Here is a 23,549-nt window from a genome sequence, read left to right as displayed (position 1 = left end):
TCCTCCTTCCAGGATTCAAGAATGACCTGACTGACGATCAGGGGATTGTTCGGGCTGACCCTTACTCGAAGATTGATCACCATCAACCCCATCGGGATCGATGGCCAAGATCCGCTCGCCCTCGCGCTCCAGATCGTCGAATTGCCCGCGGTGCACGGCCCAGCCGAACACCGCGATGATTCCGAACACCAGCACGGCCGACAGCGGAATCAGCAGGTACAGGATCTCCATCGCCCGCCCCTCTCAGCCGCGCACCAGCCGCAAGGCGTTGGCGATGACCAGCAGCGAGCTCAGCGCCATGCCCAGCCCGGCGGCCCAGGGCGGCAGCCAGCCGGCCAGCGCCAGCGGAATGCAGGTCAGGTTGTAGGCCAGGGCCCAGACGATGTTCTGGCGCACCACGCGCAGCGTGCGGCGCGCCAGGCGCCGCGCCAGCACCACATCGCCCAGGCGGCCCGAGGCCACCACCGCATCGGCCTGGGCCCGCGCCACCAGGGCGCCCTGCCCCATTGCGAACGAGACATCGGCACGCGCCAGCACCGGCGCGTCGTTGATGCCGTCGCCAATCATCGCCACCGTCAGGCCCTGGGCCTGGGCCCGCGCCACCTCGGCCAGCTTGCCCTCGGGCGTGGCGCCGCCGATCACCGCGTCCACGGCCAGGCGCTGCGCCATGCGCTCGGCCCGCGCCGGCTGGTCGCCCGACAGCAGCACCACCTCCACGCCGTCGGCGCGCAGCGCGGCCACGGCCTGCGCCGCATCGGCGCGCAAGGCCTCGTCGAAGCGGAACACCACCGCCACGGCCGCGCCCGGCACGGCCGGGCCGAAGCACACCTCGGCGGCATCTGCCTCGCCAGTGGCTCCGGCGCCAGCGGCCCCGGCAACGGCATCGGCCGCCCCGGCACCACCGGCCACGAAGCGGCGCGACCCCAGGCGCCAGGCCTGGCCCTGCGCATCCAGGGCCTGCAGGCCCTGGCCGGGGATCTCTGCCACCGCCTGCCACACGCTGCCTGGCAAGGCCTGCGGCGTGGCCGCGCACAGCGCGCGCGACAGCGGGTGCGACGAATGGCCGGCCAGCGCGGCGGCACGCGCCTGCAGGGCCGCCGCGTCCTGGGCCGGATCGGCCAACGCCACCGATTGCAGCTGCAGCTCGGACTCGGTGACGGTGCCGGTCTTGTCCATGTACAGACGCTGCACCTGGGTCAGCGGCTCCAGCGCATCCAGGCGCTGCAGCAGCAGGCCGCGGCGGGCCAGTGCGCTGGCCGCCGACAGCATGGCCGCCGGCGCCGCCAGGCTCAGCGCGCAGGGGCAGGTGACGATCAGCACCGCCACGGCCACCCACACGGCGCGCGACGGGTCGATCACGCTCCACACCGCCGCCGCGCCCGCGGCCAGCAGCAGCACCAGCCACAGGAAGGGCGCGGCCCAGCGATCGGCCGCGCGGGCCAGCGCCGGGCGCTGACTCATCGCATCGCGCATCAGCGCCACGATGCCGGCCAGGCGCGTGTCCTCGCCCACGCCGGCCAGGCGCACGCGCACCGGGGCGCCCAGGTTCAGGCTGCCCGCCACCACGGCCGCACCGCAGGGCTTGGCCACCGGCGCACTCTCGCCGGTGAGCAGGGATTCGTCGGCACGGGTGGCGCCTTCCACCACCTCGCCATCGCCCGGAAAGGCCTGGCCCACCGGCACGCGCACCTCGTCGCCCACGGCCAGGCGCTGCACGCTCACGGTCTCGGTGCGGCCATCGGGCAGCAGGCGCTCGGCGGTGTCGGGCATGCCCTGCAGCGCCGACTCCAGCACCTGGGCCACGCGGTGGCGTGCGCGCGTCTCCAGCAGGCGGCCGGCCAGCAGGAAGCTGACGAACATGGTCAGCGAATCGAAGTACACCTCGTGGCCGAAGATGCCCTGCGGGTCGAAGGTGGCCCCGGTGCTGGCGACGAAGGTGACCGCCAGGCCCAGCGCCACCGGCACGTCCATGCCGATGCGGCGCGCGCGCAGGCTGCGCCACGCGCCCTGGAAGTAGGCCCCGGCCGAGAACAGCAGCACCGGCAAGCTAAGCAGCCAGCTGCCCCAGTTCAGCAACTGGCGCAGATCGGGCGCCAGTTCGTCGCCATGCGCCACGTAGCTGGGCGTGGCCATCATCATCACCTGCATGGCGCAGAAGCCGGCCACGAACAGGCGCCACAGGGCCTGGCGATGCTCCTGCACACGCTGTTCGCGCGCGGCCAATGCCACGTCGGGCGCGGCGTCGTAGCCGGCGGCGCGGATCGCCCGCACCATCGCCGCCACGCTGCCGTCGGCGGTGCGCCAGCGGATGCGAGCCCGCTCGCCCGCAGCGCTGACGCTGGACTCCAGCACCCCGCCCACGCCGGCCAGCGCCTGTTCGATCAGGCCGGCACAGGCCGCGCAGTGCATGCCGGTGATGCGCAGGGAGCTCTCGGCCAGCGCCTGGCCGTCGGTGCCGGTGCTATAGCGGGTGAAGCGCCGCTGTTCGACCGGATCGTCCAGCACCGCCAGGTCGTCGGCCCGGGCGGCCGACGCGCCCCCCTCGCGCACCGGGGCCTGGTCAGGCGTGAGGGCGGCGGCGGGGGCGGAGTGGGTCATGGTGAAATGGTGGCGCGTCAGGGGGCTGGATGAGCCTGGGCAGGCGCCCAGGCCACGGCGCAGCCGCAGCCCACCCCATGGCGCAGTGGCTAATCTAGTGGTTCCCCCGAGGTATGTACATGATCTATGTCAAGACGGGCAGGCTGGCGCGGACGCTGGCCGCCTGGGCCGCCCTGACCGCCGCCTGCCTGTCCGGCACGGCCCAGGCCCAGCCGGCGCCCCAGCGCCTGCAGGCGATTGCGCTGAACGCGGGCATGCATGCCATCCGCGCCGAGGTGGCCATCACCCCCGAACAGCGCCAGATGGGCCTGATGTACCGCCGCGACCTGGCCCCGCACGAGGGCATGCTGTTCGTCTTCGAGGCGCCGTCGCCGCAGTGCTTCTGGATGAAGAACACGCCCACGCCGCTGACCATCGCCTTCCTGGCCGACGACGGCACCATCGTCAACCTGGCCGACATGAAACCTTTCGACGAGAGCTCGCACTGCTCGGCCAAGCCGGTGCGCTTCGTGCTGGAGATGAACCAGGGCTGGTTCGCCAAGCGCGGCATCCAGGCCGGCGCCAAGATCAGCGGCGCGCCATTCCAGGGCGGCACACGCTGAAGCCCCGGCCGCGCCGGCGGCTCAGGCCCGCAGCTGGATCACGAAGCGCATGCCGGCCACCTGCGGCCGGCTCTGCGCGCTGAGCGTGCCACCCAGCCGCGTGACGATCTCGCGTGCGATGGCCAGGCCCAGGCCGGTGCCGCCATCGTTGCGCAGGTCGGCACGCTCGCCGCGCCAGAAGGGCTCGAACAGGCGCGGCAGCTGATCGACCGGCACACCAGCGCCGTCGTCCTCCACCAGCACCAGCGCCCCCCCGCCCTCCTCGGCCGACAGCGCGCGCACCCGCACCAGGATGTGCGGGCCGCCGTAGCGCAGCGCGTTGTCCAGCAGGTTCACCAGCACCTCGCCCAGCCACAGCGGGTGCATGCGCGCCGGCACACCGGCCGGCGCGGGCTGGTCAGGCGCGGCCTGCACCTCCAGCGCGATGTGGCGCCCGGCCGCCAGCGCGCGCAGCACCAGCGGCTCGCAGGCCTCGCGCACCGTGGGCAGGATGTCCTCGGTGGGCAGCTCTGCGTCGATGCCCAGCGCCGTTTCCGAGCGTGCCAGGCTCAGCAGCTGCCCGATCAGCCGCGCCATGCGGTCGCTGCTGCCACGCAGCTGCTGCAGGATCGGCTGCCACGACGGCTCGGCGCCGTCGGGCGCACGCGGCAGCGCGGCCAGTTCCTGTTCAAGCGTCTGCAGCAGCACGCGGATGCCCGCCACCGGCGTGCGCAACTGGTGTGCGGCATCGGCGATGAAGCGGCGCTGCACCACCACCGACTGCTGCACGTCGGCCAGCAGGCGGTTGATGCGCTCGATCAACGGCACGGCCTCGGCCGGCACGCGGGCCAGCGGCAGCGGCCGCCAGTCCTGGGGCGCCCGGGCACTGACCTCGGCCGCCACCTCGGTCAGCGGCCCCAGGCCGCGCCGGATGCCCCAGGCCAGCAGCACGAAGGTCAGCGCCCCCAGCGCCGCCGCCGGCAGCAGGATGCCGAACTGGATCTCGCGCACCGTCTCGGCGCGGCGCTGCGTGGTCTCGACCACGATCACCGAGACCATGCGGTCGAGCATCGGTGACATCAGCGAGAACACCGCCCCGCGCACGGGCCGGCCCTGCATCTCGTCATCGAACAGCCGCGGCTGCTCGCGCGCGGCCTGGCGCACATCGAGGTGCAGCGGCGGCACATCGGCATTGCCCGCCAGCGCATTGCCGTCCAGATCGACCAGCACGAAGCCGTTGCGGTCGGCCTGGTCCCAGGTGACCACCTCCAGCGCCTGGCGCGTCACGTCCAGCAGCGGGCCGCGGTCGCTCCACACCACGCGCGAGGCCAGCGCACTGACCTCGTCCTGCAGCCCGCGGTCGAAGGCGCGGTCGGTGGCCGTGCGCGCCAGCCACAGCGCGCCCGCCACCGCCACCGCCAGGCCCAGCGCCCACACCCAGGCCAGCGGCTGCAGCAGCTGGCGCCGCAGGCTGGGGCCGTGGCGGCGCGGCGGTGCGTCGGCTTCAGGCGGCGCTGCCGGCACCGGCTTCGCCCTCGGCCCCGGCCGCCTCCATCACGTAGCCGAAGCCGCGCACGGTCTTGATCACCACGCCCAGCTCGCCGAAGCGCTTGCGCAGGCGATGGACATAGACCTCGACCGAGTTCTCGCTGAAGTCGGCCTCCCAGCTCGACAGAGCCTGCACGATGCTGTCCTTGGGCACCACGCGGCCGGCGCGCTGCATCAGCAGCTGCGTCAGCGCCAGTTCGCGCGGGCTCAGGTGCACGCGCTCGCCACGGCATGTCAGCTCGCGATGGGTCAAGTCCAGCCGCAGCAGGCCGACCGACAGCGTCTCGTGCAGGCGGCCGTCGGCGCGGCGCTTGAGGGCGCGCAGCCGCGCCACCAGTTCGGGCAGGTCGAAGGGCTTGGTCAGGTAGTCGTCGGCGCCAGCGTCCAGGCCTTGCACGCGGTCGCCCAGTTCGTCGCGGGCGGTCAGCAGCAGCACCGGCAGGCTGGCACCGCGGGCGCGCCAGTGGCGCAGCACCTCCATGCCGTCGCGCCGGGGCAGGCCCAGGTCGAGCACCGCAGCGTCGTAGGGCGCCTCCAGGCCGGCGGCCAAGGCCTGCTGGCCGTCGTGCAGCATGTCCACACGCCAGCCCTCGCGTTCGAACGCACGGCTGATGCCCAGGCACAGGGCGGCATCGTCCTCGACCAGCAGGATTCGCATAGGGCCGCGATGGTATCGCCCCTGAAAGCGCAAGGGCCGCACCGGCATGGCCGGGCGGCCCTTGGATTTCGGGCCCCGCCGTCTGGCGGGGCGGCGGCGCGTCAGGCGAAGTTCGCTTCGGCGAACGACCAGTTCACCAGGCTGTTCAGGAAGGTCTCGACGAACTTCGGACGGGCGTTGCGGTAGTCGACGTAGTAGGCGTGCTCCCACACGTCGATGGTCAGCAGCGGCTTGTCGGCGCCGGTCAGCGGCGTGGCGGCGTTGCTGGTGTTGACGATGTCCACCGAGCCGTCGGCCTTCTTCACCAGCCAGGTCCAGCCCGAGCCGAAGTTGCCCACGGCGCTCTTGGTGAAGGCTTCCTTGAAGGCGGCGTAGCTGCCCCACTTGGCGTTGATGGCCGCAGCCAGCGCGCCGCTGGGCTCGCCACCGCCGGCGGGCTTCAGGCAGCTCCAGAAGAAGGTGTGGTTCCACACCTGGGCGGCGTTGTTGAAGATCGGGCCGCTGCTCTTCTTGACGATCTCTTCGAGCGACAGGCCGGCAAACTCGGTGCCACCCACCAGGTTGTTCAGGTTGGTGACATAGGCCTGGTGGTGCTTGCCGTAGTGGTACTCGAAGGTCTCGACCGACATGTGCGGGGCGAGGGCATCGGTGGCGTACGGCAGGGCCGGCAGGGTGAAGCTCATGGCAGGTGTCCTTGCGTCTGTGCAGCGCCCGAGGGGCGCCTTGGTTGAACGGGAGCGGAACGCTGCGGACGATTGTAGGCAGCGCTTGCCAAGTCTGCTGGCGCCCGGGGTTACCGGGCGTGGGAAGTTCAGGCCGGCGGGGCCGGCTTGCGCGTGCGGCGCCGGACGGGTGCCGGCGCAGCGGACGCACCGGTCGGCCCGTCGTGCAGCGGCGCATCGGCGCCGGCCGGGCCCAGTTGCACGCCGAGCACCGAGACCTCGGCCCGGCCATCGGCCCACTGCGCGCCCAGCCGCGTCCCGGGCTGCAGGCCCGCCGCCTGGGTGACGGGCCGGCCCGCACCGTCGGTCAGCCAGGCATAGCCGCGGGCCAGCACCTGGTGCGGATCTGCCGCCTGCAGGCGCAGCGCCAGGCGGGCCAGCGTCTCGTCCTGCCGGTGGCACCGGGCCTGCGCGGCCAGGGCCAGCCGCGGCGCCAGCAGCGCCAGCGTGTGCGACGCGCGCTCGACGCCCGCGCCCAGCGCGCCGGTGCGACGGCGCGCCAGCGTGTCCAGCCGCGCCGCCTCGCGCGCCAGCAGGCGCGCCGGGCGGCCCATCTGCAGCGCGATGCGGTCCAGCCGCTGGTCCTGCATGTCCAGCCGGCGGTGGGCAGCGCGCTGCAGGCGGTCCTGCAGCGCCTGCAGCCGCGCCAGTTCCTCGGCGCGCACCGGCGTGGCCAGCTCGGCCGCGGCGGTGGGCGTGGGCGCGCGCAGGTCGGCCGCCAGTTCGGCCAGCGTGGTGTCGGTCTCGTGGCCCACGCCGCACACCACCGGCAACGGGCTGGCGGCGATGGCACGCACCACCTGCTCGTCGTTGAAGGCCCACAGGTCCTCCAGAGAACCACCGCCGCGGCAGACGATCAGCGCGTCCACCTCGTCGCGCTCGCCGGCCAGCGCGATGGCGCGCGCGAGCTGGGCCGGGGCTTCGGGCCCCTGCACCAGGCTGGGGTAGACGATCACCCGCACCTGCGGCGCCCGCCGGGCGATAGCGGTGAGCACGTCGTGCAGCGCCGCGGCGCCCAGCGAGGTGACGACGCCCAGCGTGCGCGGATGGGCCGGCAGCGGCCGCTTGCGTGCGGCGTCGAACAGGCCCGCCGCTTCCAGCCGCGCCTTCAGCCGCAGGAACAGCTCGTACAGCGAGCCCGCGCCCAGCCGCTGCAGCGACTCGACCACGCACTGCAGCTCGCCACGCGGCTCGTAGACGGTGATCCGGCCGCGCAGCTCGACCTGCTGACCATCGGCGGGCATGAAGTCCAGCAGCGAGGCCGCACGGCGGAACATCGCGCAGCGCAGCGCCGCGGCGTTGCCCTCGCTGTCCTTCAGCGTGAAGTAGCAGTGTCCGCTGGCGGCGCGCGTGAAGCCCGACAGCTCGCCGCGCACCGCCACGGCGCCCAGACGCGCCTGCAGCGCGTCCGACACCGCCAGCAACAGCGCCCCGACACTCCAGGCGCGTGGCGCCGCGCCGCGCTCGAACGCGGCCATCAGGCGCTCTCCGCCATCACCAAGGCGGTGCATGACAACGCCGGAACTCCACAGGCGCGCGCCCACGGCCCGACGCGGCAGCCGCCGCGCCCAGCCACGTCACGAAACTGACTTTGTCGTGCAAGGGGTTGATTCACAAGGAAATTCTTCTGCTCAAAATTGAGGCAATCCAAGGCCGGGCCCGTGCTGACGCGGGTTTGGCGCCGCCGCCCCAGGCTTGCCCACAAAGTTATCCACAGTCGCGGTGGATTGTCGCCGCAGGCATCGGCCCTGCGTCGCCGATGCAGGCTGGCGGCGCCCGCCCGCGGCCACGCCATAATCCGCCGCGCAGCGTGTGCGACGGCCAGCCGATGGCCAGGCGCCCTGTCTGCCCGCCCCCGCCACCACCGCAAAGGCCCTTCGTTGCTGTCGATCATCCAAGCCGCCGGTTGGCCGATCTGGCCCCTGATCCTGTGTTCGGTCGTGGGCCTGGCCCTGGTCATCGAGCGGCTGGTGAGCCTGCGCGCCAGGCGCATCATGCCGCCCGCGCTGCTGGACGAGGTGCTGACCCTGTGCCGCACCAGCCTGCCGTCGATGGACGTGGTGGGCAAGCTGGCCGAGAACTCGCTGCTGGGCATGGTGCTGGCCTCGGGCCTGCGCGCCGTGATCGCCGAGCCGCGCATCACCGAAGCGGCCCTGCGCCAGGCCTTCGAGACCGCCGGCCGCGCCGCCGCACACCAGCTCGAGCGCTACCTCAACACGCTGGGCACCATTGCCGCCGCGGCGCCGCTGCTGGGCCTGCTGGGCACGGTGGTGGGCATGATCGAGATCTTCGGCTCGCAGCCGGCCAGCGGCGCGGGCAACCCGGCCGCGCTGGCGCACGGCATCTCCATCGCGCTGTACAACACCGCGTTCGGCCTGATCATCGCGATCCCGGCGCTGATGTTCTACCGCTACTTCCGGGGCCTGGTCGACCGCCATCTGCTGGGCCTGGAGCTGGCCGCCGAGCGCCTGCTGCCGCAGCTGATGCGCTTTGCGGTGCGCGTGCCGCCGGCCACCGGCAGCAAGTGACCCCGCCAGGGCCGCGCGCATGAACTTCCGCCGTCGCCACGGACCCGAGGAACCGGAGATCAACCTGATCCCGTTCATCGACGTGCTGCTGGTGGTCATCATCTTCCTGATGCTGTCCACCACCTACAGCCGCTACTCCGAGCTGCAGATCAACCTGCCGGTGGCCGCCGCCGAGCAGCTGAAGGACCGGCCCGGCGAGGTGCTGGTGAGCGTCAGCGCCGACGGCCGCTACACCATCAACCGCCAGCCGGTGGATGGCCGCAACATCGACACGCTGGCCGCCGCGCTGCGCAGCGCCGCCGGGGCCGACGGCGCACAGGCCATCGTCATCGTCTCGGCCGATGCCCTGGCCGCGCACCAGAGCGTGATCGGCGTGATGGACGCCGCACGCCGCGCCGGCCTGCCGCGCCTGACCTTCGCCACACAGCTGCCCGCCGACGGCGGCGCGCGCTGACGCCAGCCCGCCCATGTCGCTGGCCGTGGCGCTGATGCGCCAGTGGACGCAGCCCCGTCCCACGCCGCTGGCGCGGCTGCTGCAGCCGCTGTCCTGGCTGTACGGCAGTCTGGCCGCCCTGCACCGCTGGCATGGCCGGCGTCACGCCCAGCACGCGCCGGTGCCGGTGCTGGTGGTGGGCAACCTGATCACCGGCGGCGCCGGCAAGACCCCCACCGTGCTGGCCCTGCTGCCGCGGCTGCGTGCGCTGGGCTTCACGCCCGGCGTGGTGTCGCGCGGTTATGGTCGCCAGGGTCAGGGGCTGTGCGAGGTCACACGCCACAGCCGCGCGGCCGAGGTGGGCGACGAGCCGCTGCTGATCCACCTGCGCGGTGGCGCGCCGGTGATGGTGGGCGCCGACCGCGTGGCCGCCGCGCAGGCCCTGTGCGCCGCCCACCCCGAGATCGACCTGCTGGTGGCCGACGACGGACTGCAGCACCACCGCCTGGCCCGCGAGGCCGAGCTGTGGGTGTTCGACGAACGCGGTGCCGGCAACGGCCTGCTGCTGCCGGCCGGCCCCTTGCGCCAGCGCGTGCCGGCGCAAGTGCCCGGCCACGCCGCCGTGCTGTACACCGCGCCGCGGCCCAGCACGGCCTTGCCGGGGGCCTGCGGCCAGCGCCAGCTGGGCCACCTGCTGCCGCTGCAGGCCTGGTGGAACGGCCCCGGCGCCGTACCGCAGGCCGATGGCTGGCAGGCACTGCAGGGCCGGCCCGTGCTGGCCGCTGCCGGCCTGGCACGGCCCGAGCCCTTCTTCGCGATGCTGGAGGCGCGCGGCCTGCACATCCGGCGCCTGCCGCTGCCCGACCACCACCGCTTCGATCCCCTGCCCTGGGCAGAGGCCGGCGCCGACCTGCCGCGCGACGTCGTCGTCACCGAGAAGGACGCGGTCAAGCTGCGCCCGGGCCACACCGGCGGCGCCCGGGTGTGGGTGGCGGCGCTAGACTTCCGGCCCGACGCCGCCTTCGACGCGGACCTGCGCACCCTGTGCCAGCGGCTGGCCCGGCCTGCCGCCTCAACCGACACCTCCCGCCCATGAGCCTGGATCACCGCCTGATCGACCTGCTGGTCTGCCCCGTCTGCAAGGGCCCGCTGCAACTCGCCCGCAATGCCGCCGGCCAGCCGCAGGAGCTGCAGTGCCCCGCCGACCGCCTGGGCTTCGCGGTGCGCGACGGCATCCCGGTGATGCTGGAGTCGGAAGCGCGGGTGCTCGACGGCGAGCTGGCGTCCCCGCCATCCGCCCCCACGCTGGGCTGATGCGCCGGACCGCACGATGAGCTTCACCGTCCTGATCCCGGCACGCCTGGCCAGCACCCGCCTGCCCGACAAGCCGCTGGCCGACATCGCCGGGCTGCCGATGGTGGTGCGCGTGGCCCAGGCCGCGGCCCGCAGCCGCGCTGCCCGCGTGGTGGTGGCCGCCGACGATGCACGCATCGTCGGCGCCTGCCAGCAGCATGGCGTGCAAGCCTTGCTGACCCGCCCCGACCACCCCAGCGGCAGCGACCGCCTGGCCGAGGCCTGCGAGCAGCTGGGCCTGGACGGCGAGGCCTGCGTCGTCAACGTGCAGGGCGACGAGCCGCTGATCGCGCCAGCCATGATCGACGCCTGCGCCGAGCTGCTGGCCGCGCGGCCCGACTGCGTGATGTCCACCGTGGCCCATGCCATCGACGACACGGCCGAGTTCATCAACCCCAACGTGGTCAAGGTGGTGCTGGATGCCCAGCAGCGCGCGCTGTACTTCTCGCGCGCGCCGATCGGCTGGTGGCGCGACGGCTTTGCGGCGGGCCTGAACCCGGCCACGCCGCTGCCCGCGCAGCCGGCACCGTTGCGCCACGTGGGCCTGTACGCTTACCGTGCCGCGTTCCTGCGGCGCTATCCGCACATGCCGGTGTCGCCGCTGGAGACGCTGGAATCGCTCGAGCAACTGCGCGTGCTGTGGCATGGCGAGCGCATCGCCGTTCACGTGAGCGCCGAGCGCCCGGGACCGGGCGTGGACACGCCCGACGACCTGGCCCGCGTGCGCCAGCTGTTCGAGGCTTGAGCACCCGCGGCGCCGACTGCGCCGCAGCGGCTCAGGGCCTTCGGCACAGCGTCCCGCCACAGGGCAAACCCGGCGGCGCACAAGGCCGCCACCCCGTGTCTTCACCGGGGGCCCGCGTCAGCTTCGTGCAGGGGGTGGCGTGATATTCTCGAAGCCAATAGCGCGGCGCACCGATCCCCGGCGGTAGGGCCGCGGATTCGCTTGCGCCACGCGTCCGAATCTTCAACAAAGACTCCCGAGGCACGGATGAGACTGATCCTGTTGGGCCCGCCTGGTGCAGGCAAGGGCACCCAAGCCAACTACATCTGCCAGAAGTTCGGCATCCCGCAGATCTCCACCGGCGACATGCTGCGCGCCGCGGTGAAGGCGGGCACCGAGCTCGGCATCGCCGCCAAGAAGGTGATGGACGCCGGCGGCCTCGTCAGCGACGAGATCATCATCGGCCTGGTCAAGGAGCGCATCGCCCAGCCCGACTGCGCCAACGGCTTCCTGTTCGACGGCTTCCCGCGCACCATCCCGCAGGCCGACGCCATGAAGGCCGCCGGCGTGCGCCTGGATGCGGTGCTCGAGATCGACGTGCCCGATGCCTCGATCATCGAGCGCATGAGCGGCCGCCGCGTGCACCAGCCCTCGGGCCGCACCTACCACGTGGTGTTCAACCCGCCCAAGGTGGCCGGCAAGGACGACGCCACCGGCGAAGACCTGATCCAGCGCGACGACGACCGCGAGGAAACCGTGCGCAAGCGCCTGGACGTGTACCACAGCCAGACCCGCCCGCTGGTCGACTACTACTCGGGCTGGGCCGCCACCGGCGACGCCAACGCACCGCGCTACAGCAAGATCAGCGGTCTGGGCGGCGTCGACGAGATCACCGCCCGCGCCTTCGCCGCGCTGGGCGCCTGATCGGCCCACCCTCTTCCCCAAAATGCCGCCTGCGGGCGGCTTTTTCACGCCGTATGATTGACGTTTACGTCAACGTCAACCAACACACCAGGAGCAACGAACATGGACATCCAAGGCAAGGTCTTCATCGTCACCGGCGGCGCGTCGGGTCTGGGCGAAGGCACGGTGCGCATGCTGGCGCGCGAAGGCGCCAAGGTGGTGATCGCCGACCTGCAGGCCGACAAGGGCCAGGCGCTGGCCGCCGAGCTGGGCGCCGGCAACGCCACCTTCGTGCGCTGCGACGTCAGCCAGGAGGCCGACGGCCGCGCTGCCGTGGCCGCCGCGCAGGCGCTGGGCACGCTGATGGGCCTGGTGAACTGCGCCGGCATCGCACCGGCCGTGAAGACCGTGGGCAAGGATGGCGCCCACCCGCTGGACACCTTCACCAAGACCATCACGGTGAACCTGATCGGCACCTTCAACATGATCCGCCTGGCCGCCGAGGCCATGTGCGCCAACACGCCGCTGGCCACCGGCGAGCGCGGCGTGATCATCAACACCGCCAGCGTCGCGGCCTACGACGGCCAGATCGGCCAGGCCGCGTACTCGGCCAGCAAGGGTGGCGTGGTGGGCATGACGCTGCCGATCGCCCGCGACTTGAGCCGCAACGGCATCCGCGTGATGACCATCGCGCCGGGCATCTTCGGCACGCCGATGCTGTTCGGCATGCCGCAGGCGGTGCAGGACGCGCTGGCCGCCGGCGTGCCCTTCCCCAGCCGCCTGGGCACGCCCGCCGACTACGCCAAGCTGGTCAAGAGCATCGTCGAGAACGACATGCTCAACGGCGAGGTGATCCGCCTGGACGGCGCCATCCGCCTGGCCCCGAAGTGAGCCGGCGCCCGGCCTGCGGGCCGGGCTAGGACGGCACGGCGCAAGAAAAAACGCCCCCGGTTTCCCGGGGGCGTTTTGCTTGGTGATCGGCGCGGCCATCGGCCGGACCGGGTGGGCTGGACGCCCACCCCGTGCCCACTCAGAACGAGTAGCTGGCGCGCGCGTAGTACTTGCGACCGGTGGGGTCGGCGAAGCGCGGGTCGTAGTTGGCCTGGAACACCTCGCCCTGGTTCGAGTAAGGCGGTTCGCGGTTGGTCACGTTGTTCACGCCCACCGTCAGATCCAGGCCCTTCATCGGCTTCCAGTTCATGTACAGGTCCAGCGTGGCGTAGGCGCTCACCGTGTTCGACGGATCCTGGTCCAGGTAGCCGCTCTTGTAGTGCGCGGCACCGCCCAGCACCACGTTGCCCATCGTCCAGCGGGCGGTGGCGGTGTGCTGCCAACGGAAGATCGGCGCGGTGCCGACATACACGCTGACGTTCTGGTTCCACGGGCCCTTGGCGTAGTCCTGGTACTCGTACTTGGCGACGTAGGTGCTGTTCAGGCCCATGTTCAGGGTGCCGGAGGCGCCCATGCCGACCTTGAAGTTGGCGCTCAGGTCCACACCGTTGGTGTTGGTGCCGCCCAGGTTCTGCTGGCGCAGGTCCAGGTAGCCGCAGGTGGAGCCGGGGCACGAGAAGCCGTCGATCGACAGGTCGCCGCTCGAGTTGCGCTTGATGTACTTGCCGAAGGTGGCCACATCGCCCAGCACGGTGGTTTCCGACAGCGCGGCGATGGTGTCCTCCAGGCGCACCCACCACAGGTCGGCACCGACCGAGATGTTCGAGGTGGGTTCGAAGACCAGACCCAGGGTCATGTTCTTCGACTTCTCGGGCTTCAGCTCGGTGTTGCCGCCGGTCAGGCGCTGGAACTGCACGTTGCAGTTCAGCGCGGTCGACTTGCCGCTGATCGCGGTCTTGCCGTTCGGGCAGTTGACCGGGTCGCTGACGGTACCGGTGTTGGTGTACGACTGCGAGGCGTTCAGCTCATACAGCGACGGGGCGCGGAAGCCGGTCGAGGCGCTGCCGCGGATCAGCAGTTCCTTGGTGGGCTGGAAGCGCAGGCCGATCTTCGGGTTGGTGGTGCTGCCGAAGTCGCTGTAGTTGTCGTAGCGGCCGGCCAGGGTCAGGTCCAGCGTCTTGAGCACGGGGATGTTCAGCTCGGCGAACAGCGCGGTGACGTTGCGCTTGCCGGCCGACACGGCCGTGGGATCGACACCGGTGCTGGCCACCAGCTTCTCGGCCACCGGGGGGTTGGAAGCCGACAGGAAGTCCTCGTGACGGGCTTCGGCGCCAACGGCCAGCGCCACCTTGCGGCCGCTGCCCAGCCAGTCGCCCAACTCGCGGCTGGCCTTGCCGTCCACCGAGGTGACCTTGCCCTTGTGGTTCTGCAGGTTGCCACCCAGCAGCGCGGCCTGGATGGCCGCGGCGCCGGCCGCCGACTGCGCACCGAACGGGTTGATCAGGCCGTCGGCCATGGCCTTGGCGATGGCATTGCCGTCGCTGTACCCGACCACGTCTTCCTTGATCTTGTTCTCGTTGTAGCTCAGGCCCACCTGGTAGTCCCAGTTGGCGAAGGTGCCGTCCAGGCTGGCCAGCAGGCGCTGCTGGTCGTTGGTGGAGATGTTGGTGCGCTGGCCACCGGCCAGGGCACGCCACTTCACGACGATGAAGCCCGGGCGCAGCACGACGCCGGTGCGCGGGTTCATGTTGGCGACCGTGTAGTTCGGGTCCAGCGTGATGTTGTTGGCCACGGTGCCGTTGCCCGGGTAGTACGGGTTCAGCGAGCCGTCGGCATTGGTGCGGTTCATCCACAGCGTGCCGTAGGGCACCGGGGCGATGCGCGTGGTCGACTTGTTCTGCGTGCCGAACCACTCCAGCGACAGCGTGTGGTCGCCGCCCAGGGCCAGCGAGCCACGCAGCATGCCCGAGGTGCGCTCGGTCTTGGCCGTGTAGTCGACGAACTGCGAGGTCGAGATGAAGCAGGACGTGCCGTCACCCGACTGCACCAGGTACGAGGGGTTGTTGCAGTTCGGCGCGGCGGGGTTGCCGGTGGCCGAGCCGTCCTGGTAGTAATTGGCCGGGAACGGCGTGGGCGACAGGCCGCCCGGGAAGCGCGAGTTGAACGGACGCTCATTGCCGGCGATGGGCTGGGTGCGCGCCACGTCGATGAAGCCGAAGACGTTGAAGCCGTTCTTGGACAGATCGCCGAAGCCGAAGCCGACGTTGGCGGTGTCGGCGTTGCCGCCCTTGCCCTGCGGACGGTCGACGCCCAGCGTGATGCTGCCGCCGCTGTGGTCCTTGCGGGTGATGAAGTTGATCACGCCACCGATGGCGTCGGTGCCGTACAGCGACGAGGCGCCGTCACGCAGCACTTCCACGCGCTCCAGCGCGGCGAAGGGGATCATGTTCAGGTCGACCGCCGAGCCGTCGATGGCGTTGTTCGCCACGCGGCGGCCGTTCAGCAGCACCAGGGTCTTGCTGGCACCGATGCCGCGCACGTCGGCAAAGGCGGCACCACCGGTGCCCGAGCCCACTTGCTGGCTGGAGCTCTGGGTCATCTGCACCGCGCTGATCGAGGACATGATCTGCTCGATGCTGGTGACGCCCTGCGCCTTCAGCGTTTCCATCTTGATGACGGACACCGGCACGGCGGTCTCGGCGTCGATGCGCTTGATGGCCGAACCGGTGATCTCGACCCGCTGGGTCTCCTGCGCCCAGGAAGCGCTGCCCAGCAAGGCCATGCTGCCGCCGAACGCCAGCAGCAGGCTGCGCGTCAATACCGTTTGTTTGAACATGAAAGCTCCTCTGAGGGAATTAGCCAAGGCTGGATGGACCGTGTTCCGCCCGGTCACGTGCACGTTTTGTGAACGCGCCGTGAACCACCGGCGAAAACATGTGAATGGATTCTCGGCCATCGTTTCCGGGGCACACGCCCCGGGAAAGCCACTACACGATGACGCAGGGATGACCTGCGCCGCTGCGGTGCATGGCCGTCAATCGGATGCACCACGATGGAAAAGCTTTGATCCTGCAAGGACCTGGGACCGGACGCCCGTTCGCTGACGGCGCATGCAAGGGCACCTGTAATTAGGGTGAACACCCTAGGCACGTGCCCTGGCTGCGTTGGTGAAGAGCAACACCTGACCAGAGGCATCCGGGTCCCGGCTGTCACAGACCGCCGTTGCAGCCCTTGTCGAGGTACTGCTCGATGATGGCCAGCTGCCGCGTCATGATCTCGCGCGTCCAGGCCGGGCCGTGGCCGTAGTCGGGCAGCACGTGGTACTCGACCGGCACGCCGGACTTGCGCGCCTTGTCGACGAACAGCTCCGACTGCACCAGCGGCACCGTCTGGTCGCGCTCGCCGTGGTAGACCATGATCGGGATCTTGATCTTGTCGGCCTGGCTCAGCGGGCTGAGGCCGCGCACGGTGGGCTCCTGGCGATCGCGGAAGAACGGGTTGGTGTAGAAGGCCGCCCAGATGCGCTCGATGTCGGACACGCCGGCACCGGCGATCGCGCACTTGTAGAGGTCCATCGGCCGCACGGCCGCCGCCATGGCCGCGTAACCACCGTACGAGAAGCCGAACATGGCCACGCGCTTCGGATCGACCAGGTTCTGCGCGGCCAACCACTTGGCCCCGTCGTCCTTGTCGTCCTGCATCTTCTGGCCCCACTGGGCATCGCCCGCCAACCACAGGGCGCGACCCCAGTCGGCCGAGCCGCGGTACTGCGGCTGCAGCACCACGCGGCAGCGCGAGACCATCAGCGGCACCCAGCCCGAGACGTCATAGTCCATCGTGTCGCGTGACCAGGGGCCGCCGTGCGGGTGGATCACCGCCGGATAAGGCCCCTTGCCGCACAGCTCCGCATTGGGCACCGTCAGGATGGCCGGGATGTTCAGCCCGTCGCGCGCCGGGTAGTAGACGAAGGTCGACTTGCCGAGCGCGCGCCGGTCGATCTGCGGAAACTCCTTGCCCAGCAGGCTCAGCCGCTGTCCGCGCAGCATGTAGTGCTCGGTGGGCAGGTTCATGCCGCTGACGCGCAGCAGGTAGGTGGCGTTGTCGCCCTTGCCGTCGCCCTTGTGGAAGCCGCTGATCGTGACCGTGGCGCCGTCCAGGGCGTTCACCTCGGCGCGGCGGCCGGTGGACACGTCCACCAACACCTGCTTGGCCTGACCGATGCCCGCACTTTGCGCCACGGCATCCACCACCGCCTGCAGGCGCGGGTTGGCCCAGTGCACCTCGTTGCCGTAGATGCCCCGGTAGCTGAAGCCATCGAAGCCTTCGCCATCGCGCGGATCGTCGCTGCCCACGGTGCGCGCACCGGTGGCATCGAAGAAGCGGTGCTCGAACAGCGTGCCCTTGTTCTTGCGCGCCTTCACGTCGTACTCGTACAGCGCCGTGACGTCACGCCCGACGTTGCTGCGCAGCACCACCGTGCCGGGCGTGGTGCCCACACGCACCACCTGCAACAGGTCACGCTCCTTCACGTAGGAGCGGAAGTGCTCCTGCCACTCGCCGCTGTCGGGGTCGCGCAGGTCGGTGGCCACGTACAGACCCTTGCTGTCATTGCCGGCGCGGCTCTTGGCCTGCGGCTGGCCCTTGCCGTCGACCATGACCTCGATGTCGTTCTCGCTCAGCCGCATCACGCGCGCGGCCGTGCCGGTGCGCACGTTGTAGCGGAACAGGTCGCGGTCGCTGGCGTTGCCGTCGCTCTCGACCAGCACATGGTCGGGATCGCCCGCCAGGTTGCTCCTGATCGACGGTTTGGCCAGCGCGGCCACGCTCTTGAGGTCGTCGGCCCGCGAGATGTTGGCCTGCTCCAGCGGCTCCTTCCAGGTCTTGCCGTCCAGGTCGGTGATCAGCAGCTTCTCGATGAAGGTCTTGGTGACCGAGCCGCCGAGACGGGCGTCATACGGCTGCCACAGCGTGACGGCCACGACGTCGTTCTTCAGGAAGCTGGCGCTGCGGATGCGCATGCTGGACGAACTGAGCGTGCGCGGCTTGGCGGCCAGGTTGTCGGTCTGCCAGATCAGCACCTGGCGCACGTCGCCCGCGCTCTCGATCGCCATCAGGTGCTTGCCATCGGGCGACAGCTGAAAGCCCGTGACGCGGGCGTGCTGGGCCAGCTGCTCGACGGTGGGCACCTTGATCGGCCCGCCGGCCTGTGCGGCAGCACCCATGGCCGCGCACGCGGCGGCCAGGCCGATCGCGATGCGCGACAGGCCGTGAAGTTTCTTGGACATGTGGTGAACACCCATGCAAAAAGACCTCCGCGGCGCCGGGGCGCCGCAGAGGTCAGTCAGTGGATCAAGCCGGGATCAGAACGACTTGCTGGCGTTCAGGAACACCGAACGGCCGACGAAGTCGTACCCGCTGTACAGCGGCGCGTTGCCGACGCGGTTGTAGCCCGCCTGGGCCGAGATCATCGGCGGCTTCTTGTCACCCGCATTGCGCACGCCCACGGTCACGTCCCAGGTGTTGGCCTTGTAGCCCACCGAGATGTTGTGCGTGAAGTAGTTCGGCGTGTCCAGCTTGTAGGTGCTGGTGTCGGGGTTCTGGCCGAGGTACTCGTACGAGTTCATCTTGCCCACCCAGTCCAGGCCGTAGTACAGGCGCCAGCCGTTGAAGTCGTAGCGCACGTCCAGGTTGCCCGAGAACTTCGGGTTGCCGATGGTGCCGTTCACGTCGTCGATCGGATCGTCCGCGAACAGCTTGTTGGCCTGCATGCGGTACTCGGTGACCGACAGGTTGACGCGCAGCTTGCCGATGCCGACGTTGTTGGTGTAGCGCGCCGTGTAGTCGAAGCCGCGCACCCGGTCGGTGGACAGGTTGACGTAGCTGTCGTTGACGGTCAGCGCGTTGGTGCCTGCCACGCGGGAATTCACCAGGCGGCAGAAGCCACCACCGCTGCGGAACTGCGGATCGTCGTAGCAACGGGTCAGGATGCTGGTGGCACCGGCACGCGCCACGCCGTTGTCGACCTTGATGTCGAAGTAGTCGACCGCCATCGACAGGTCACCCCAGCCCGTGCCCAGCGCCGGCTGGAACACGATGCCGAAGGTGGCGTTCTCGGAGGTCTCGGCCTTCAGGCCGGCATTGGCACCGCCCGAGTTCAGCACCGTGATGCTGTTGGTGGCGCTGTAGCCGGCCGGCAGACCTTCGGCGGCGCAGTTCGCGGCCCGGATGGTGCCCACGTTGGCGGCGGCATCCCAGTTGTTGCAGGGATCGTTCTGCTGCGACAGGAAGCCGCTGGTGGGGCCCAGGAACTGCTCGTACAGCGCCGGGGCGCGGTACGAGGTGCTGGTGGTGCCGCGCAGCGTCAACGCCTTCACCGGCGACCAGGCCGCACCGATCTTGTAGGTGGAACCACGGCCGTACGAACGGTAGTCGGACCAGCGACCCGACACGTTGGCGGTCAGCTCGTGGAAGCCGGGCTGGTTGTTGATCAGCGGGATGTCGAGTTCAGCGAAGGTGTCGAACACCGAGTCGGAACCGCGCGTGGGCGTGGCCGAGGTCAGGTTGTACAGGTTGCCGGTCTGCGAATCGATCGGGGGCGTGTCGTCCAGCGAGTACTTGCGGTACTCGAAGCCGAAGGCGCCCTTCATCTTGCCGTAGGGCAGGTCCAGCAGCTTGCCGGTCAGCGAGGCCGAGACCGTGTCTTCCTTGTACTTGGTGGTGCCGGTGACCGGACGGAAGACGTAGTTCACCCAGTCGCTGGGCAGCTTGCCGCCGATGACGTCGGTGGTCAGTGCCGGCGCCGCCACGCAGCCGCCGCTGGTGTCCACGCAGCTGTAGCCGCTGCCGCTGGCCACCACGTTCAGGCTCTGCGCCAGGCGGTTGGTGAGGAAGGACTCGAAGGTGTACTTGGCGCTGGCCTTGCTGTGCATCACGGCCACGTCGTAGTCCCAGCCGGTCTTGCCCAGCGCGCCACGCAGGCCCGCCACGGCACGGCCGTAATCGGCTTCCTGCGACGACTGGTCGTTGCCGAAACCGATGAAGGCGCGCACGCCCACGTTGGCACCGTTGGTGATGGGCTGCGGCGGCAGGAAGTTGCTGAAGGCCAGGGTCGACGGGATCAGCGGGCTGCCACGCATGTAGTCCAGCGACAGCTGGCGGTAGCTGGTCTGCGACGACTCGCGGCGGGCGAACATCAACTCCCAGTACAGCTCGGCATCGCCCAGCGCGGCCAGGTCCAGGCCGCCCTGCATGTAGAAGTTGTGGTTCTTGGTCGGCGAGATCAGCGAGCGGTTGAGCATGCGCGGATCGAAGGTGTCGCGCACGTTCAGGTTGTTGCTGCCGCCGCCCACGCCCTCGAAGCCCACCAGGCCGGTGGTGATGGCCGCGTTCGGACGCCAGCGGTTGAAGCTGGTGCCCACCGAGCCGGCCGCGCCCACGCCGGTGCGCGAGGTGGTGCCGATGGTGTTGATCGTGACGCCGTTGGAGCCGGTGCCGCTGATCGGGTAGCACTTGGGCTTGCCGGTGGCGGGATCGACGAAGTCGAAGCTGCCCCACTCGCCCACCACGCCGCCGCTGCTGGTGCGGCGGTAGTCGGTGTTGCATTGGGTCCAGTCACGGTCGCCCAGCGTCAGGGGCTGGCGCTCGTAGTACTCGTAGGAGCCCGAGACATGCATGCGGTCGCGCACGAAGCCGCCCACCAGCGAGAAACGGCCCTCTTCACCACCACCGTCGGACGGGGCCGAGAACTTCATGCTGGCGGTCAGGCCGTCGACGTTCTTCTTGGTGATGATGTTGATCACGCCGGCGATGGCATCGGAACCGTAGATCGACGAGGCGCCGTCCTTCAGCACTTCGATGCGGTCGACGATCGCGTCGGGCAGCACGTTCAGGTCGGCAGCACCCACGGCGCCACGCGTGCCCGACGGCGCGATGCGACGGCCGTTCAGCAGCACCAGCGACCGCGTGGGGCCGAAACCGCGCAGGCCGACGGTGTTGGCGCCGGGGCCGCCATCGGTCACGAAGCCGCCGTAGGCGTTGTTGATCTGGCCCTGGCCACCGGTCACCGCGGTGCCCTGCAGCAGTTCGGCGGTGGAGGTGAAGCCCGCCAGCGCGGCGTCGTCGTTGCGCAGGATCTGCAGCGGCGACGTCGACGTGAAGGTGTCCTTCTTGATGCGCGAGCCGGAGATCACCACCTCTTCCACAGGCTGGTCGGCCTTGGGCGCGGGGGTCTGGGCGAAGGCCTGCGGTGCGGCCAGACAGGCCAGCACAGCCATGCAGACCGGGGATGGAAGGATGCGACGGGCATCTCGAGCCATTGAGCTACTCCAGAAGGTGTGGCTTTGGGTAAAGCCAGGTTCGGTCACGGGATGGATGACCCCAGGGTGGCCCTGGGGCCGTGCAAGGCCACCGGGCTTGGACTGGTTTTGTGAACCAGTGTTGCTCTGAGGTTGCCTTGAGTAACCGAATTGTCACGGAGCGGTATGCAAGCCCTGTTTTAGGGAAAGCCCGCGCGTTGTCCCTAGATCGAACAAAGCGCCACCCCTTGGTGCATCGAGGCACCAAGCACGCACAGAAAGTCTATGAAAATCAGCCACTTAGCATCTGGACCTGGGTGCCGCCCACCCCCCTCGGATGCGTGCCCTAGGGTCGCCACCCTAAACGCCGGCCGCCGCAACCGTTGGTGACGAGCAACAGCCCGCCGCCCTCGCCCACGGCAGGGTCATGCGCGCTCAGGCGCGTGCGAAGCGGGGCACGGCGGCCAGCAGCGTGCGGGTGTAGTCGTCGCGCGGATGGCCCAGCACGTCGGCGCAGGTGCCCTGCTCGACGATGCGGCCGGCCTGCATCACCGCGATGTCGTCGGCGATGTACTCCACCACGCCGATGTTGTGGGTGATGAACAGGTAGCTCACGCCCAGCTCGCGCTGCAGCTCGCGCAGCAGGTTCAGGATCTGTGCCTGCACCGAGACATCCAGCGCCGAGGTCGGCTCGTCGCAGACGATCAGCTTCGGGCTCAGCGCCAGCGCGCGGGCGATGGCGATGCGCTGGCGCTGGCCGCCCGAGAACTCGTGCGGAAAGCGCGCCAGCGCCTCGCGGCGCAGGCCCACCTGCTCGGCGATGGTGGTCACGCGCGCACGGCGCTCATCGCCCGGCATCTCGGGCTGCAGCGCGCCGATGCCCTCTTCCAGGATGTCCAGCACGCGCAACCGCGGGTTCAGCGACGAGAACGGGTCCTGGAAGATGATCTGCACGGCGCGGCGCGCCTCGCGCAACTCGGCGCCGGCAAGATCGAACAGGTTGCGGCCCAGCAAGCGCGCCTCGCCGCGGATCTGCGCCTGGCCGCGCAGCAACTGCACGATGGCCTTGCCGGTGGTGGTCTTGCCGCAGCCCGACTCGCCCACCAGGGCCAGAGTGCGGCCGGCCGGCACCTCGAAGCTGACGCCGCGCACGGCATGGAACACCGGGGCCGACCGTTGCAGCAGGCCCTTGCGCAGGCCGAAGCTCACATGCAGGTCACGCACCTGCAGCAGGGGTTCGGCGGTCTGCGGAGCGGGCATCGGTGCAGGCCGCGTCTGCGGTGCCGGCGATGCCGCAGCCGCCACCGCGGGCTCGCCCAGGCCCGGCACCTGGCCGCTCGCATCGGGCGTCAGGCGCAGGCAGCGCACCTGGTGGCCGGCCGGGCCGGTGAGTTCGGGGCGCTGCGTGTCGCAGGCCGGCTGGGCATGCGGGCAGCGCGGCGCGAAGCGGCAGCCGACGAAGCTTTGCGTGAGCAGCGGCACGGTGCCGGGAATGGCCGCCAGCGCCTGGCCACGCCGGTCGGCGTCGGGCAGGGCCTGCAGCAGCGCACGGGCATAGGGATGCTGTGGCGCGGCGAAGAACTGCGCCGCCGGCGCCACCTCGATGATCTGGCCGGCGTACATCAGCGCCACATGGTGGGCCATGCCGGCCACCACGGCCAGGTCGTGCGTGATCAGCAGCAGGCCCATGCCGTGCTCGCGCTGCAGGTCCTTCAGCAGGTCGAGGATCTGCTTCTGGATGGTCACGTCCAGTGCGGTGGTGGGCTCGTCGGCCACCAGGAAGTCGGGCTCCGAGGCCAGCGTCATCGCGATCATCACGCGCTGCTTCTGGCCGCCGCTCATGCGGAACGGGTAGTCGTCGATGCGACGCTCAGGCTCGGGGATGCCCACGCGCTTGAGCCAGTCGATGGCCTTGGCACGTGCCGCCTCGCCGCGCAGGGCGGTGTGGGTCTCGATGGCCTCGACCATCTGCGTGCCCACGGTCAGCACCGGGTTCAGGCTGGTGCCGGGCTCCTGGAAGATCATGCCGATGCGCCCGCCGCGCACGCGGCGCATCGCGGCCTCGGGCAGGCCCAGCAGATCCTGGCTACCCTGCCCGGCCTGCGCCGCTTCCAGCCGGATCTCGCCGGCGATGACGGCGCCGCTCTCGGGCAGCAAGCGCATCAGCGCCAGCGCGGTCATGCTCTTGCCGCAGCCCGATTCGCCCACCAGGGCGAAGGTCTCACCACGGCGCATGGCCAGGCTCAGGCCGTCGATGGCGCGCACGATGCCGGTTTCGGCATCCAGGGCCACATGGAGGTTGTCGATCGTCAGCAT

Annotated in this window: 18 protein-coding genes; 8 read left to right on the top strand and 10 right to left on the bottom strand. The window is 70.5% G+C overall.

The genetic code is table 11. The annotated features are described in order from the left end of the window. Positions 1-15 precede the first annotated feature (15 nt). Positions 16-231 (bottom strand): cbb3-type cytochrome oxidase assembly protein CcoS, encoded by a 216-nt coding sequence (gene ccoS, locus AACH10_RS10590; protein ID WP_341410358.1) that lies wholly within the window; start codon positions 229-231, stop codon positions 16-18. A 12-nt stretch (positions 232-243) separates the two neighbouring features. Continuing rightward, the gene (locus AACH10_RS10585) at positions 244-2,598 is read right to left on the bottom strand and encodes a heavy metal translocating P-type ATPase (RefSeq protein WP_341410357.1); all 2,355 of its coding nucleotides are present in this window, start codon (positions 2,596-2,598) and stop codon (positions 244-246) included. 119 nt (positions 2,599-2,717) lie between these two features. Here AACH10_RS10585 and AACH10_RS10580 point away from each other — a divergent pair, with 119 nt between their 5' ends. Then, entirely contained in the window at positions 2,718-3,200 is a 483-nt protein-coding gene (locus AACH10_RS10580) for a DUF192 domain-containing protein (RefSeq protein WP_341410356.1), read from the top strand. A 21-nt stretch (positions 3,201-3,221) separates the two neighbouring features. Here AACH10_RS10580 and AACH10_RS10575 read toward each other — a convergent pair whose 3' ends face one another. From AACH10_RS10575 to xseA, 4 genes are all read right to left on the bottom strand, one after another. Continuing rightward, positions 3,222-4,703: a sensor histidine kinase gene (locus AACH10_RS10575; protein ID WP_341410355.1), complete on the bottom strand. Its 1,482-nt coding sequence runs from the start codon at positions 4,701-4,703 to the stop codon at positions 3,222-3,224. Beyond that, on the bottom strand, positions 4,684-5,385 hold the full coding sequence (locus AACH10_RS10570) for a response regulator (RefSeq protein ID WP_341410354.1): 702 nt from the start codon (positions 5,383-5,385) through the stop codon (positions 4,684-4,686). The genes AACH10_RS10575 and AACH10_RS10570 overlap by 20 nt, the downstream gene beginning before the upstream one ends. Positions 5,386-5,486: 101 nt before the next feature. Further along, positions 5,487-6,068: a superoxide dismutase gene (locus tag AACH10_RS10565; protein ID WP_341410353.1), complete on the bottom strand. Its 582-nt coding sequence runs from the start codon at positions 6,066-6,068 to the stop codon at positions 5,487-5,489. Positions 6,069-6,196: 128 nt separating this feature from the next. Then, positions 6,197-7,585 (bottom strand): exodeoxyribonuclease VII large subunit, encoded by a 1,389-nt coding sequence (gene xseA, locus AACH10_RS10560; RefSeq protein ID WP_341410352.1) that lies wholly within the window; start codon positions 7,583-7,585, stop codon positions 6,197-6,199. A gap of 402 nt (positions 7,586-7,987) precedes the next feature. On the opposite strand from xseA, the gene AACH10_RS10555 reads away from it, so the two are divergent. The 7 genes from AACH10_RS10555 (at position 7,988) to AACH10_RS10525 (ending at position 12,939) form a co-directional block, all read left to right on the top strand. Next, entirely contained in the window at positions 7,988-8,635 is a 648-nt protein-coding gene (locus tag AACH10_RS10555) for a MotA/TolQ/ExbB proton channel family protein (RefSeq protein ID WP_341410351.1), read from the top strand. A 19-nt stretch (positions 8,636-8,654) separates the two neighbouring features. Beyond that, complete coding sequence (locus AACH10_RS10550) at positions 8,655-9,089, top strand: ExbD/TolR family protein (RefSeq protein ID WP_341410350.1); 435 nt, start codon at positions 8,655-8,657, stop codon at positions 9,087-9,089. Positions 9,090-9,102: 13 nt separating this feature from the next. Continuing rightward, positions 9,103-10,164 (top strand): tetraacyldisaccharide 4'-kinase, encoded by a 1,062-nt coding sequence (gene lpxK / locus AACH10_RS10545; RefSeq protein ID WP_341410349.1) that lies wholly within the window; start codon positions 9,103-9,105, stop codon positions 10,162-10,164. A gap of 2 nt (positions 10,165-10,166) precedes the next feature. Beyond that, positions 10,167-10,382, top strand: a complete 216-nt coding sequence (locus AACH10_RS10540; protein ID WP_341410455.1) for a Trm112 family protein — start codon at positions 10,167-10,169, stop codon at positions 10,380-10,382. 16 nt (positions 10,383-10,398) lie between these two features. Next, positions 10,399-11,166, top strand: a complete 768-nt coding sequence (gene kdsB, locus AACH10_RS10535) for a 3-deoxy-manno-octulosonate cytidylyltransferase (protein ID WP_341410348.1) — start codon at positions 10,399-10,401, stop codon at positions 11,164-11,166. 246 nt (positions 11,167-11,412) lie between these two features. Further along, positions 11,413-12,069 (top strand): adenylate kinase, encoded by a 657-nt coding sequence (adk, locus tag AACH10_RS10530; protein WP_341410347.1) that lies wholly within the window; start codon positions 11,413-11,415, stop codon positions 12,067-12,069. 102 nt (positions 12,070-12,171) lie between these two features. Continuing rightward, positions 12,172-12,939 carry a 3-hydroxyacyl-CoA dehydrogenase gene (locus tag AACH10_RS10525; protein ID WP_341410346.1) on the top strand — a complete coding sequence of 256 codons (768 nt, stop codon included), beginning with the start codon at positions 12,172-12,174 and terminating at the stop codon, positions 12,937-12,939. 139 nt (positions 12,940-13,078) lie between these two features. Here the strand turns inward: AACH10_RS10525 and AACH10_RS10520 are convergent, their stop codons facing one another. The 4 genes from AACH10_RS10520 to AACH10_RS10505 form a co-directional block, all read right to left on the bottom strand. Next, the gene (locus tag AACH10_RS10520; protein ID WP_341410345.1) at positions 13,079-15,775 is read right to left on the bottom strand and encodes a TonB-dependent receptor; all 2,697 of its coding nucleotides are present in this window, start codon (positions 15,773-15,775) and stop codon (positions 13,079-13,081) included. A 373-nt stretch (positions 15,776-16,148) separates the two neighbouring features. Then, on the bottom strand, positions 16,149-18,224 hold the full coding sequence (locus AACH10_RS10515) for an alpha/beta hydrolase family protein (protein ID WP_341410344.1): 2,076 nt from the start codon (positions 18,222-18,224) through the stop codon (positions 16,149-16,151). 75 nt (positions 18,225-18,299) lie between these two features. After that, a complete protein-coding gene (locus AACH10_RS10510) occupies positions 18,300-21,212 on the bottom strand; it encodes a TonB-dependent receptor domain-containing protein (RefSeq protein WP_341410343.1) in 2,913 nt (970 codons plus the stop codon). 456 nt (positions 21,213-21,668) lie between these two features. Next, positions 21,669-23,549 (bottom strand): ABC transporter ATP-binding protein, encoded by a 1,881-nt coding sequence (locus AACH10_RS10505; RefSeq protein WP_341410342.1) that lies wholly within the window; start codon positions 23,547-23,549, stop codon positions 21,669-21,671.

Source organism: Pseudaquabacterium inlustre, from assembly GCF_038066595.1.
In the GTDB taxonomy this organism is placed as follows: Bacteria; Pseudomonadota; Gammaproteobacteria; order Burkholderiales; family Burkholderiaceae_C; genus Pseudaquabacterium; species Pseudaquabacterium inlustre.
The sequence above is the reverse complement of the archived record's forward strand: the minus strand, read 5'-3'. Positions and strand labels throughout refer to the sequence as shown.

Coding starts and splice junctions, on each gene's coding strand:
- kdsB (WP_341410348.1), top strand. CDS start 10,399: ATGAGCTTCACCGTCCTGATCCCGGCACGCCTGGCCAGCACCCGCCTG.
- xseA (WP_341410352.1), bottom strand. CDS start 7,585: ATGGCCGCGTTCGAGCGCGGCGCGGCGCCACGCGCCTGGAGTGTCGGG.
- ccoS (WP_341410358.1), bottom strand. CDS start 231: ATGGAGATCCTGTACCTGCTGATTCCGCTGTCGGCCGTGCTGGTGTTC.
- adk (WP_341410347.1), top strand. CDS start 11,413: ATGAGACTGATCCTGTTGGGCCCGCCTGGTGCAGGCAAGGGCACCCAA.
- AACH10_RS10585 (WP_341410357.1), bottom strand. CDS start 2,598: ATGACCCACTCCGCCCCCGCCGCCGCCCTCACGCCTGACCAGGCCCCG.
- AACH10_RS10510 (WP_341410343.1), bottom strand. CDS start 21,212: ATGGCTGTGCTGGCCTGTCTGGCCGCACCGCAGGCCTTCGCCCAGACC.
- lpxK (WP_341410349.1), top strand. CDS start 9,103: ATGTCGCTGGCCGTGGCGCTGATGCGCCAGTGGACGCAGCCCCGTCCC.
- AACH10_RS10565 (WP_341410353.1), bottom strand. CDS start 6,068: ATGAGCTTCACCCTGCCGGCCCTGCCGTACGCCACCGATGCCCTCGCC.
- AACH10_RS10515 (WP_341410344.1), bottom strand. CDS start 18,224: ATGTCCAAGAAACTTCACGGCCTGTCGCGCATCGCGATCGGCCTGGCC.
- AACH10_RS10505 (WP_341410342.1), bottom strand. CDS start 23,549: ATGCTGACGATCGACAACCTCCATGTGGCCCTGGATGCCGAAACCGGC.
- AACH10_RS10580 (WP_341410356.1), top strand. CDS start 2,718: ATGATCTATGTCAAGACGGGCAGGCTGGCGCGGACGCTGGCCGCCTGG.
- AACH10_RS10525 (WP_341410346.1), top strand. CDS start 12,172: ATGGACATCCAAGGCAAGGTCTTCATCGTCACCGGCGGCGCGTCGGGT.
- AACH10_RS10550 (WP_341410350.1), top strand. CDS start 8,655: ATGAACTTCCGCCGTCGCCACGGACCCGAGGAACCGGAGATCAACCTG.
- AACH10_RS10570 (WP_341410354.1), bottom strand. CDS start 5,385: ATGCGAATCCTGCTGGTCGAGGACGATGCCGCCCTGTGCCTGGGCATC.
- AACH10_RS10520 (WP_341410345.1), bottom strand. CDS start 15,775: ATGTTCAAACAAACGGTATTGACGCGCAGCCTGCTGCTGGCGTTCGGC.